The 11,594-nt window shown below is 75.5% G+C and carries 9 protein-coding genes; 7 read left to right on the top strand and 2 right to left on the bottom strand.

Translation table 11 applies throughout. From position 1 onward, the window contains the following. Nucleotides 1-67 precede the first annotated feature (67 nt). The 5 genes from AC07AL_RS26460 to AC07AL_RS26480 all read left to right on the top strand — a co-directional run bounded on the left by AC07AL_RS26460 (nt 68) and on the right by AC07AL_RS26480 (nt 6,766). Nucleotides 68-1,198 (top strand): glycosyltransferase family 4 protein, encoded by a 1,131-nt coding sequence (locus AC07AL_RS26460; RefSeq protein WP_363586877.1) that lies wholly within the window; start codon nt 68-70, stop codon nt 1,196-1,198. A gap of 206 nt (nt 1,199-1,404) precedes the next feature. Then, nucleotides 1,405-1,854, top strand: coding sequence for a large conductance mechanosensitive channel protein MscL (gene mscL, locus AC07AL_RS26465; RefSeq protein ID WP_363586878.1), 450 nt, complete (start codon nt 1,405-1,407; stop codon nt 1,852-1,854). Between the two features lie 345 nt (nt 1,855-2,199). After that, nucleotides 2,200-2,991 (top strand): DUF6643 family protein, encoded by a 792-nt coding sequence (locus AC07AL_RS26470; protein WP_400335348.1) that lies wholly within the window; start codon nt 2,200-2,202, stop codon nt 2,989-2,991. A 199-nt stretch (nt 2,992-3,190) separates the two neighbouring features. Next, complete coding sequence (locus AC07AL_RS26475; RefSeq protein WP_363631550.1) at nt 3,191-4,069, top strand: MOSC domain-containing protein; 879 nt, start codon at nt 3,191-3,193, stop codon at nt 4,067-4,069. Between the two features lie 243 nt (nt 4,070-4,312). Further along, a complete protein-coding gene (locus tag AC07AL_RS26480) occupies nt 4,313-6,766 on the top strand; it encodes a right-handed parallel beta-helix repeat-containing protein (protein WP_363631551.1) in 2,454 nt (817 codons plus the stop codon). 74 nt (nt 6,767-6,840) lie between these two features. Here the strand turns inward: AC07AL_RS26480 and AC07AL_RS26485 are convergent, their stop codons facing one another. Then, nucleotides 6,841-8,076 carry a PLP-dependent cysteine synthase family protein gene (locus AC07AL_RS26485; protein ID WP_478318408.1) on the bottom strand — a complete coding sequence of 412 codons (1,236 nt, stop codon included), beginning with the start codon at nt 8,074-8,076 and terminating at the stop codon, nt 6,841-6,843. Between the two features lie 141 nt (nt 8,077-8,217). Beyond that, nucleotides 8,218-9,495 carry an ROK family protein gene (locus AC07AL_RS26490; protein WP_371521142.1) on the bottom strand — a complete coding sequence of 426 codons (1,278 nt, stop codon included), beginning with the start codon at nt 9,493-9,495 and terminating at the stop codon, nt 8,218-8,220. Between the two features lie 17 nt (nt 9,496-9,512). On the opposite strand from AC07AL_RS26490, the gene AC07AL_RS26495 reads away from it, so the two are divergent. Next, entirely contained in the window at nt 9,513-10,784 is a 1,272-nt protein-coding gene (locus AC07AL_RS26495) for an MFS transporter (RefSeq protein ID WP_478318410.1), read from the top strand. A gap of 108 nt (nt 10,785-10,892) precedes the next feature. After that, nucleotides 10,893-11,474 (top strand): HutD/Ves family protein, encoded by a 582-nt coding sequence (locus AC07AL_RS26500; protein ID WP_363586883.1) that lies wholly within the window; start codon nt 10,893-10,895, stop codon nt 11,472-11,474. Nucleotides 11,475-11,594: the final 120 nt, after the last annotated feature.

Below are 11,594 nucleotides of genomic sequence, written 5' to 3' on the forward strand. Positions count from 1 at the left end.
GGGGCGTCCGGCACGGGAGAACGGACGCGCCCGCAGCGGGCGGGGGTGGCCGGTGCAGGTGCTTCTGGTGGTCGACAGTGTGAACCGGGCCGGCGGGGCGGAGCGCGCCCTGGTCTCGATGGCTCCCCAACTGGTGCGCGCCGGAGTCACGTTGGACGTCGCCTACCTCTACGACTCCCCCGGCGGCTGGCAGCCGGAGCTGACCGCGGCGGGCGCCGCCGTGTTCGGCGTCGGCCGACCGACCGGGGCCGCCACCGCCGCCGCGCTGCGCCGGCTGATCCGCGAACGCCGGCCCGATCTCGTCCACACCGCCCGCCACGCCTCGGACGTGCTCGGCCGGGCCGCCGCCCTGGCCGCCCGCACCCCGGTGGTTTCCAGCCTGCTCGACCCCGCGTACGGACCGGAGCAGTCGGCGGCGCACGGGGCGAGCCCCTGGCGGATGCGCACCGCGCAGGCCCTGGACGCGGCCACCGCCCAGGGCGCCCGCCGCTTCCACGCGCTCACCCGGCACGTGGCCGGCACGATGGCGCGGCGGCTGCGCATCCCCCGGCGGCGGATCGACGTGGTGCCGCGCGGGCTCGACCCGGAGCTGCTGGGCACGGCCACCCCGGAGCGGCGGGCCGCCGTGCGCGGTGCCCTGGAGCTGGCGCAGGACGTGCCGGTGGTGCTGGCCGCCGCCGGCCAGCACCACCGGAAGGGCCTGGACGTGCTGTTGGCGGCCTGGCCGGCGGTCCGGCGCGCGCAGCCGGGGGCCGTCCTGCTGCTCGCCGGCGCGGCGGGCCCGGAGAGCGCACGGCTGCGGGCGCTCGCCGAGTCCGCCGGGAGCGTCCGCCTGCTCGGGCCGCGCGAGGACGTGGCCGATCTGATGGCCGCTGCCGACGTGCTCGCCGTGCCGTCCCGCTGGGCGGGCCAGGGCGGCACGGCGATCGAGGCGATGGGCGTCGGGGTGCCGCTGGTCTGCGCGGACGTGCCGGCGTTGCGCGAGACGGTCGGCTCGGAGGACTACGCCCGGCTGGTGGCACCGGAGCGGCCGGCCGAACTGGCGGCGGCGGTCGTCGACACGCTGGACGACCGGGCGGCGGCGCGGGTGCGGGCGAAGGCCGCGCGGGCGCGGTTCCTGGCCTCGTTCACGCTGTCCCAGGTGTCCGCGCACATGGTCGAGTTCTACGAGCGCGCGCTGCGGGTGCGGCCGCTCTGACCCCTCCGGCCCGGCGGCGGCCGGATCGACCCGTACGCGGAGCGCCCGGGCTCCGCCCGGAACCGGCCGGCGAGTCCTGCGGCCCGTTACGCGGATCGGGTGAACGCGGTTGGACCTCGGCCCGGCCCGGTCGGCAGGATGTCCGGCCGGGGCGCCCGTCACGCTGCCTCATCTCCCCCTTCCCCGTACGGATTTGGAGTCACCCGGTGTTCAAGGGATTCCGCAGCTTCCTGCTGCGCGGCAACGTGGTGGACCTCGCAGTCGGCATCGTGATCGGCGCGGCCTTCACCGCCGTGGTCACCGGGTTCGTCACCGCCTTCCTCACCCCGCTCATCGGGGTCGCCACCGGCGCCGTCGGCGACTTCACCCAGAAGACCTTCGAGGTGGCCGGCGCCCGGTTCCCGTACGGGGTCTTCGTCAACGCGCTGATCGGGTTCGTGCTGGTCGCCGCGGTGATCTACTTCGCCGTGGTGCTGCCGGTCGGCAAGCTGCAGGCGCGCTTCGAGTCGGCCAAGCCGGCGCCGGTCGTGAAGGTCGACTGCCCGGAGTGCCTGAGCCCGATTCCGGCCGCGGCGACCCGCTGCTCCTTCTGCACCTCGGAGGTCTCGGGCCGGCCGGGTCTCCCGGCGCAGGCGCAGGCGTTGCAGGCGAGCTGACCACGGGCCCGAGGCCGCTGACGGGGACTTTATTCCCGAAACATTCACGAGCCCTCGTCGGACCGTCGGCGGGGGCTCGAATGCGCCGGCGCACGCCCTGTCCGCAAAAGTTTCTCCGGCGGGCCCCGAACCGTCCACCGCCCGGTCACCGCAAGGGTTCGCCGCGCCGCCGTCCGGGTACTGTTCGATCACTGACGGCACGCCAAGGTTGTCCGGAACTGAACGCCGGTATGTCCGTTCTTCCTACTTTCGAAACCTTTGTGCGAGCGAAGACTGTGTAAACAGTCGAACTGCTCCCCCTCCCGCTCTCCTCAGCAGGCGCGTTGTGGGCTTACCGTATGCCCCATGACCTCGCCCCGCTCCTACGACGGAGTCGGCTACCCCTCTCCGTCCTTCTCCTCCGGCACGCCGATCTACGACAGCCTCGTGGCTGAGCGCGGCGTCCCCCAGATCGCACCCATCAACGTGCCGGCGGCCCTGCCGCCGGCCATGTCGTCCGGTTACGGGGCCAGCGCCGGCCCGTCCTACGAGAACCGGTACGGCAACGGGTACGAGAGCGCCGGCAGCAACCTCCCCGCGCTGCCGCCCGCCCGCCTCGCCCTGGGCCCCGGCCCGAGCAGCGGCCCCTCCGCCGGTCCCGCCACGGCGTACATCCCCGCGCAGCCGGCGCCGGCGTACGCCTCCGCGCCCCAGCCGCCCGTCCCCGGCTACGGCGCCCCCCAGCAGTACCAGCGGCCGCAGCCCGCCGCACCGGCCTTCGCGCAGACCGCCAGCGGCGGCTACCAGCCGACCGGCGGCCAGAGCTTCGGCGGCCAGAACACCTTCATCGGCGGCCAGGGCGGCCAGCAGTCCTTCGGCGCGCAGCCGATCGGCGGTCCGGGCGCGTTCGGCCCCGGGCAGCCGGGCGGCCAGCCGCAGGCCGGTCCGCAGAGCTTCGGCGGCCCCGGTCCGGCCGGCCCCGGCTTCCAGGGCCAGGGCGGCGACCAGGGCTTCGGCGGCGCCCAGCTGCGCCCGGCCATGGCGCCGGTCCGCCCGATGCAGCCGCAGCGCCCGGGCCCGTACGGCGAGCCCGGCAACAACGCCTACAACGCGGGGGGCCAGCAGGGCGGCTACCAGCAGCAGGGCCAGGGCTACTGAGCCACTGACCTCCAGGGCCGGACCCCACCCGGCCCGCACCCGCACCACCTGAGCACCACCCGGCGCGCTCCCCGCGCCGGGCGTACGGAGAAACGGGTCATCCACGGACCGCCCGGAACGCCCCCCACGGCGTCCCGGGCGGTCCGTGCGCGTACGGGGCTCCTGCGGACCGCCGGGAACCGGCTGGCAGGATGGGGGGATGCAGCTCACCGGACTCCACGTCTACCCCGTCAAGTCCATGTACCGCCTGAGCCCGGACACCGCCGCCGTCGAACCCTGGGGCCTGGCCGGAGACCGCCGCTGGATGCTCGCCGACGCCACCGGACGCTTCGTCAGCCAGCGCGAGAACGCCGCCCTCGGCCAGATCCGGCCCGACCTGCTGCCCGACGGCGCGCTCTCCCTCACCGCCCCCGGCGGCTCCCGGATCGAGGTCCCCGCGCCCGCCGTCGCGGCCGGCGACCCGCTCGCCGAGGTCGAGGTCTGGGGCACCCGCTTCCGCGCCGCCGAGGCCGCCAAGGAGGTGCACCGGTGGATCGTCGAACACCTCGGCGACTACCGCCTGGTCCACCTGGACGACCCGCGCGCCCGGCCGGCCGACCCCGACTACGCCGAGCCCGGCACCACCGTCTCGATGGCCGACGGCTTCCCCCTGCTGCTCACCACCACCGCCTCGCTGGAGCGGCTCAACGAGCTGATCGCCGCCGAGCACCCCGACGGCCACGAGCCGCTGCCGATGGAGCGCTTCCGCCCCAACGCCGTGGTGGGCGGCGCCGAGCCGTGGGCCGAGGACGGCTGGCGCCGGATCCGGATCGGCGACCTCACCTTCAAGGTGGTCAAGCCCTGCGGCCGCTGCGTCATCACCACCACCGACCAGGAGAGCGGCGAGCGGCGCGGCCCCGAACCGCTGCGCACCCTGGCCCGGCACCACCGGCTGCTGAAGAAGGCCGCGTTCGGGCAGAACCTGATCCCGGAGCGGCCGGCCGGCACCACCGGCGACGTGCTCGGCACGCTGCGCGTCGGCGACCGGGTCGAGGTGCTGGAGGACGGGGCGCAGTGGCCCGCCGACGCGCGGGGGTGAACCGGCGGCGCGCCGGTTCACCGGCTCCCCCGGCCGCCCCCGCGGCGCGGCCCCGGCTCGGAACCACGGGTGTGCGCGCTCGTTGAACATGTGGTCGGAACCTGTGGCGAAGGCGCGAGCCCCCGGTGCCCGCGCGACCGCGGCCGACCGGACCACCCGTGGAGGCGCGCTACGGTGGGCGGGCGGCCCGCGCGTACGGCCCGTTGAACGCCGGCTCGACGAAGGTGGGGACGACAGACCGTCATGGCAGAGCACAGGGTCCGGGTCACCCAGGACAGCGCATCCCGCTGGCGCCGCCGCGCAGGCGAGTACGACACCCTCGCGGAGGCCCTCGCGGCCGCCGAACCGGGCGACACCGTGACCGTCCGGCCGGGGACGTTCCGGGAGAACGTGCTGCTGGACAAGCCCGTGACGATCGTCCCGGCCCAGGGCCCGGGCACCGTCCGGATCGACCCGCCGTCCGGAGTGGCGCTGACCGTCACCGCCGACGCCACCGTCCGCGACCTCGTCGTCGAAGGCGGCGACAGCTCCACCCCGGCCGTCCTGATCACCGGGCCGCAGACCGCGCCCGCGCTCAGCGGCTGCCGGATCGAGACCCGCTCCGCCACCGGCATCGAGATCACCGACGGCGCCCGGCCCACCCTGCGCGGCTGCGTCGTGGCCAACCCGGCCGGACTCGGGCTGCGCCTGCGCGGCCCCGGCACCGCCGCCGCCCTGGAGGACTGCGAGGTCGCCGCCGCCGGGCAGGCCGGACTCGCCGTCCTCGGCGGCGCCACCGCCGCCCTCGACCGCTGCCGGGTCCACCACGCCGCCGGCGCCGGCGTCCTGCTCTCCGACCCTGGCAGCGCCGCCGAACTGACCGGCTGCGAGATCTACGAGATCCGCGGCAGCGGCGTCCAGGCCGAGTCGCAGGCCCGCGGGCGGCTCGTCGACTGCGAGATCCACCGGGTCACCGGCAACGGGCTGACCCTGGACGGCGAGGCCGAACTCGTCCTCACCGGCTGCCGGGTGCACGACCTGCCGGAGAACGGCGCCGACCTGCGCGGCCGCTCCCGGCTCAGCCTCGACCACAGCACCGTCCGGGACTTCGGGCGCGGGGCGCTCTCGGTCTGGGACCAGGGCACCGAGGCCGTCGCCGAGTCCTGCCAGATCCACGGCTCCACCGGCGAGTACCCGGCGCTGTGGGTCAGCGACGGTGCCCGGCTCACCCTCACCGACTGCTCGCTGTACGACCTGCCGGACGCGCTGTTCGTCCTCGACCGGGACTCCGCCGCGATCGCCGCGGACTGCTCCTTCAGCCGGATCCGCAGCTCGGCGGTCTCGGTCAGCGGCGGCGCGGCGGTGACCCTCACCGGCTGCCGGGTCCAGGAGGCCGGCACCGGCCTGTGGTTCCGCGACCACGGCAGCGGCGGCCTGCTCACCGGCTGCGAGATCTCCGACGTGGCCACCGGGGTGATCGTCACCAAGGGCGCCGACCCGGTGCTGCGCGACTGCACCGTCCGGGCCAGCACCGACGCCGGCGTGTACGTCTCGGCGCAGGGGCGGGGCACCTTCGAGGACTGCCGGGTCTCGCACGGCAAGGGCTTCGGCTTCCACATCATCGACGGCTGCCGCACCCAGCTGACCCGCTGCCGGGCCGAACAGAACGAGCGGGCCGGCTTCGAGTTCTCCGAGCCCGGGCCGGTCGCCGAGGGCTGCACCTCGGACGACGTCGGACCGGCGGCCGGCGCGGCCGAGGTACCGGGCCCGCGGACCGCCCAACTGGCCTCCGCCACCGCCCCGTTGGCCGGGAGGGCCGGTGTGGGCGGGATGGCCGGCACCGCCGTCGCGACGTCCGCTGCGGCTGCCGCCACCTCGGCGATCGCCCCGATCCCGGACTGCCGGCCCGCCGACGAGGCGCTCGCCGAACTGGACGCACTGGTCGGGCTGGCCACCGTCAAGCAGGAGGTGCGCACGCTCATCGACCTGATCTCCGTCGGCAAGCGCCGCCGCCAGGCCGGGCTCAAGGCGCCCTCGCTGCGCCGGCACCTGGTGTTCACCGGCGCCCCCGGCACCGGCAAGACCACCGTCGCCCGGCTCTACGGCGAGATCCTCGCCTCGCTCGGGGTGCTCCAGCGCGGACACCTGGTCGAGGTGGCCCGGGTCGACCTGGTCGGCGAGCACGTCGGCTCCACCGCGATCCGCACCGCCGCGGCCTTCGACAGCGCGCGCGGCGGGGTGCTCTTCATCGACGAGGCGTACGCGCTCGCCCCCGAGGACGGCGCGCGCGACTTCGGGCGGGAGGCCATCGACACCCTGGTCAAGCTGATGGAGGACCACCGGGACGAAGTGGTCGTCATCGTGGCCGGCTACACCCTGGAGATGAAGCGCTTCCTCTCCGCCAACCCCGGCGTCTCGTCCCGCTTCTCACGCACCATCACCTTTCCCGACTACACGGCGGACGAGCTGCTGGAGATCGCCCGGGCCCAGTGCGCCGAGCACGAGTACGCGCTCGCGGAGGCGACCGAGGGCGTGCTGCTGGACCACTTCGCCCGGCTGGAGCGCGGCCCCAACTTCGGCAACGGGCGCACCGCACGGCAGGTCTTCGAGACCATGGTCGAGCGGCACGCGATGCGGGTCGCCCACCTCGCGGACCCGTCGACGGAGGAGCTCCAACTCCTCGTCCCGGCCGACCTGCCGGGCGCACCGCTGCCCTGACGCCGGCGACTCGGCGCCGTGGCGTCGGGCGGGCGACGACCTCGGCGCCGGGCGGGCGGGCGACGACCTCGGCGTCAGCCCGTCCAGGCGCCACCGGCGAGGAAGGACTCCAACACGGCCCGGTACGGCGCGATGTCGATCCGCTCGCCGGCCAGCCAGTCGTCCGAGTAGTACTTGTCCAGGTAGCGGTCGCCCGGGTCGCAGATCAGACCGACCACGCTGCCCCGCCGCCCCGCCGCCCGCATCTCGGCGACGATCTTCAGCGCGCTCCACAGCCCCGTCCCGGTGGACGCTCCCGCCTTCTTCCCGAGCACCTGCTCCAGCACCCGCACGGCGGCGACGGAGGCGGCGTCCGGCACCTTCATCATCCGGTCGATCGCCCCCGGGACGAAGCTCGGCTCCATCCGGGGCCGTCCGATGCCCTCGATCCGCGAGCCCCGCTCGCAGACGGCGTCCGGGTCGTGGTGCACCCAGCCGTCGAAGAAACAGGAGTTCTCCGGGTCGGCGACGCAGATCCGGGTGTCGTACTGCATGTAGTGCACGTACCGGGCGATGGTCGCCGAGGTGCCGCCCGTCCCGGCGGTGGCGACGATCCAGGCCGGCTCGGGGTGCGGCTCCAGGCGCAGCTGGGCGAAGACCGACTCGGCGATGTTGTTGTTGCCGCGCCAGTCGGTGGCCCGCTCGGCGTAGGTGAACTGGTCCATGTAGTGCCCGCCGGTGCTCTCGGCGAGCCGGGCGGAGGCCTCGTACACCTCGTCCGAGCGGTCGACCAGGTGGCACTCGCCGCCGTGGAACTCGATCAGGTCGATCTTGGCCTGGCTGGTGCTCTTGGCCATGACCGCGATGAACGGCACCCCGACGAGCTGCGCGAAGTACGCCTCCGAGACGGCGGTGGAGCCGCTGGAGGCCTCGATCACCGGCTTGCCGGGGCGGATCCAGCCGTTGCAGAGCCCGTGGAGGAAGAGCGAGCGGGCCAGGCGGTGCTTGAGCGAGCCGGTCGGGTGGGTGGACTCGTCCTTGAGGTAGAGGTCGATCCCCCACTCACCCGGCAGCGGGAAGCGCAGCAGGTGGGTGTCGGCGGAGCGGTTGGCGTCGGCCTGGACCTTGCGCACCGCCTCCTTGAGCCAGGCGCGGTACTGCGGGTCGGTCCGGTCGACGTCGACGGTCGGCTCGACGCCCGCAATCGGCTCGACGTCGACGGTCGACTCGACGCCCGCGGTCGGCTCGACGTCGACGGTCGACTCGACGCCCGCGGTCGGCTCGATGCCGCCCGCTCCGCCGGACTGGGTCCCGCCGGGTTGGGTGCTCATGGCCACTCTCCCTCGTTACGACCCCCCACTGCTCACTACGAGTGTAGGAGAGTCACGATAAGTGACCGTTTTCGCAGTCCCAGCTTCCGCTTATCGCCCTGGTCCGACCTGTCGCCCCCAGCCCGACGCCCGGCCCCGGAATCAGCCCGCCGTCACCGACTGCGGGTCCGCCAGGTACGGCCCCCAGCCCAGCTCCGCCGCACCCGCGAGTGCACCGTGCGCCAGCTCCGCGCCGACGATCGGCACCCGTCCGCTGCGCCCCCACAGGCTGCGCTCGGCGACCACCGCGCGCAGCCGCTCGGGCGCGGCCTCCAGCAGGTCGAGGTGGAGCCCGCTGAGGACCACCCGGTCCGGGTTGAGGATGTTGGCGACGCCCGCGAGTCCGAGCCCGAGCCGGTCGATGACGTGTTCCACGGCGGCCCGCGCGCGTTCGTCGGTGGCGGCCGCCCGGCACAGCTCGCGCGCCTGGTCGAGCAGCGGGCGCCCCGGTTCGGGGGTGAGCCCGGCGGCGGCGAACAGGGCGTCGGGGTCGGTCTCGGAGTTCAGGCAGCCCCGGTTGCCGCACGGGCAGAGCCGGCCCTGCGGGTCGACGGTGAGGTGGCCGACCTCCAGGGCCAGCCCGGCGCTGCCGGTGTGCAGGTGGCCGTCGATCACCAGCGCGCCGCCGACGCCGCGATGGCCGGAGGTGACGAGGAGCAGGTGCCGGGCGCCGCGCCCGGCACCGTGCCGGTACTCGGCGAGCGCGGCGAGGTTGGCGTCGTTGGCGAGGGCGGTGGGCAGCGGCCGACGGGCGCCGGGGCCGTGGTCGGCACGGCCCACCTCGACGTCGTACAGGTCGGCGACCGGGGTGCCGCTGGGCCAGGCGAAGTGCAGGGCGGCGAGCGCGGCGCCGTCGGGTTCGGTGACCGGGTTGGGCAGGGCGAGCGCGGCGGCGAGGCAGCGCCGGCTGGTCGCGCGGGCGAGTTCGGCGCCCGCCTCGGCGACGGCGCGCAGCATCCGGACCGGGTCGGTGGCGGCGGGCAGCGGCAGGTGGACGGGCGGGTCGAGCAGCCCGCCGAGGCCGGCCAGGGTGACGCTCAGCCCGTCGGCGTGGATCTGCCCGGCGACCACGACCGGGCCTTGCGGGTCGATCGCGAGCCGGTGCGAGGGGCGTCCGCGTCCGCCGCCGGCCGGGCGCGAGTCCACGGTGATCAGCCCGAGCGCCTCCAGTTCGGCCGTGACGGCCCCGGCGGTGGCCCGGGTGACGTCCAGTGCGCGGGTGAGCGCCGAGCGGGTGGGCGTCTGTCCGGTGTGGATGAGCGAGAGCGCGGGGCCGAGCAGCGTCCGACCGCGATCGGGGGCCGCGCGGCGGTGGGCGTCGCGCTGCGCTTCGAGGTCGGTTCCGGAACCTGGTCGCGGACTTGAAGGTGAGAGCTGCACGCCCCTATTGTGACTTTGTGCCGCTTCGAAACAAAATCCGCCCGCGTCCTCGACCCGACCAGACCTCCCCCCAGTCTCGCAGCACACCCCCCGGAACGGACAGCCCCTGGGGCTCGGCACGGCTCGCGCTCACCGCGTTCTTCGCCGTCGACGGCTTCCTCTTCGCCGCCTGGGTGGTCCGCATCCCGGACATCCGCAGCCAGGTCAACGCCTCGCACAGCGCCCTCGGGCTGGCCCTGCTCTGCCTGTCGATCGGCGCCGTCCTCACCATGCCGCTCGTCGGGCGGCTGTGCCTGCGGTACGGCTCGCGCCCGGTGACCGTCGGCTCGCTCGCCCTGCTCAGCCTCGCCGTCCCGCTGCCCGCACACGCCCACTCGGTCGCCGCGCTCGGCGGCGTGCTGCTGCTCTTCGGCGCCGGGTACGGCGGCGCCAACGTCGCGATGAACAGCGCCGCCGTCGACCTGGTGGCGCAACTGCGACGGCCCGTCATGCCGAGCTTCCACGCCGGGTACAGCCTCGGCGGTCTGCTCGGCGCGGGCCTCGGCGGGCTCCTCGCAGGTGCGCTGAGCACCACCTGGGCGCTCGCGCTCGGCGGTCTGCTCGGCCTCGCCGTCACCGCCGCCGCGGGCGTCGTCCTGCTGCGCAGCCCGGCCGCGCCGCTGGTCGCGCCAGGCCGCACGGGCGACGGCGGCACCACCGGCGACACCACGAGCGACCACGGCACCCGCACCACGGCCGGCCGCACCGCCCCGCACCTGCGGCTGCTCGTCCTGCTGCTCGGCCTCACCGCGCTGTGCACCGCGTACGGCGAGGGCGCGATCGCCGACTGGACCACCCTCCACCTCACCGACGACGTCCACGCCAGCCCCGGGACGGCCGCCGCCGGGTACGCCGCGTACGCCTTCGCCATGACCAGCGGACGGGTCGGCGGCACCTGGCTGTCCATCCGGCTCGGCCAGACCCGGCTGATGCTGCTCGGCGGCCTGACCGCGGCGGCCGGCATGCTGGTCGCCGCCCTCGCCCCGGTGGTGCCGCTGGCCGTCTGCGGGTTCGTCCTGGCCGGCCTCGGCCTCGCCAACCTCTTCCCCCTCGCGATCGCCCGGGCCGGTGCGGCGGGCGGCCCGCAGGGCGTCGCGTTCGCCTCGACGCTCGGGTACGGCGGCATGCTGATCGGCCCGGTGGTGATCGGCTTCCTCGCCGACGCGGCGGGGCTGCCGATGGCCCTGACCACCGTCGCGGTGGCGGCCACGGCGGGGGCGCTCCTGCCGCTGGCCGTCCGTCGGCGCTGACGGGAGCGCCCGGGTCGTCGGCACGGCCGGTCCGACCGACCCCACCGCCGACGGCCCCGGGCGGCTCCCGACGCGGCCGCGCGCGGACGTGGTGGCAGGATGCGGGCCATGACGAGCAGCGGACGGATCCAGGTACTGCGGGCGGACGAGCGCCCGGCCATGGCGTGGCTCAACGGGGGCGGGGTGACCAGGGAGGTCGCCGGTTTCCCGGCCGGGGCCGGGCTGGACGCCTTCGACTGGCGGGTCAGCCTCGCGGACGTCGCGTCGGCCGGGCCGTTCTCGCCGTTCCCCGGCGTCGACCGGGTGATCACCCTGGTCGAGGGCCCCGGCATGACGCTCACCGTCGACGGCGCCGAGCACCTGGTCGACGAACCCTTCCGCCCCTTCGCCTTCTCCGGTGACGCCGTGACGGACTGTCGGCTGTCGGCCGGCCCGGTGGTCGACTTCAACGTGATGACCCGTCGCGGCCGGATCGACGCCGCCGTGGGCGTGCTGACCGCACCGGCCGCCGTGGACGTCCCGCCGGGGGCGACCGTCCTGCTGGTCTGCCTCACCGGTTCGGCCGCCGTCGACGGCGACGCGGTGCTGGAGCGCTACGACGCCGCCCTGCTGGAGGGGACCGGCCCGCGCGAGGTGCGGGTCCGGACCGGCGGGGTCACCGCCGTGGTCACGCTCCGCCCGTCGCGCTGACGCCGGGGAAGCGGGACGCACGGGCGCCCGGACACCGGAACGGGGGGGGGGGGGGGGGGGGGGGGTGGGGGGGGGGGGGGGTTGGGGGGGGGGGGGGGGGGCGGAAGGCGGCCTCGCCTG

It is taken from the genome of Kitasatospora sp. NPDC043949 (assembly GCF_056435365.1).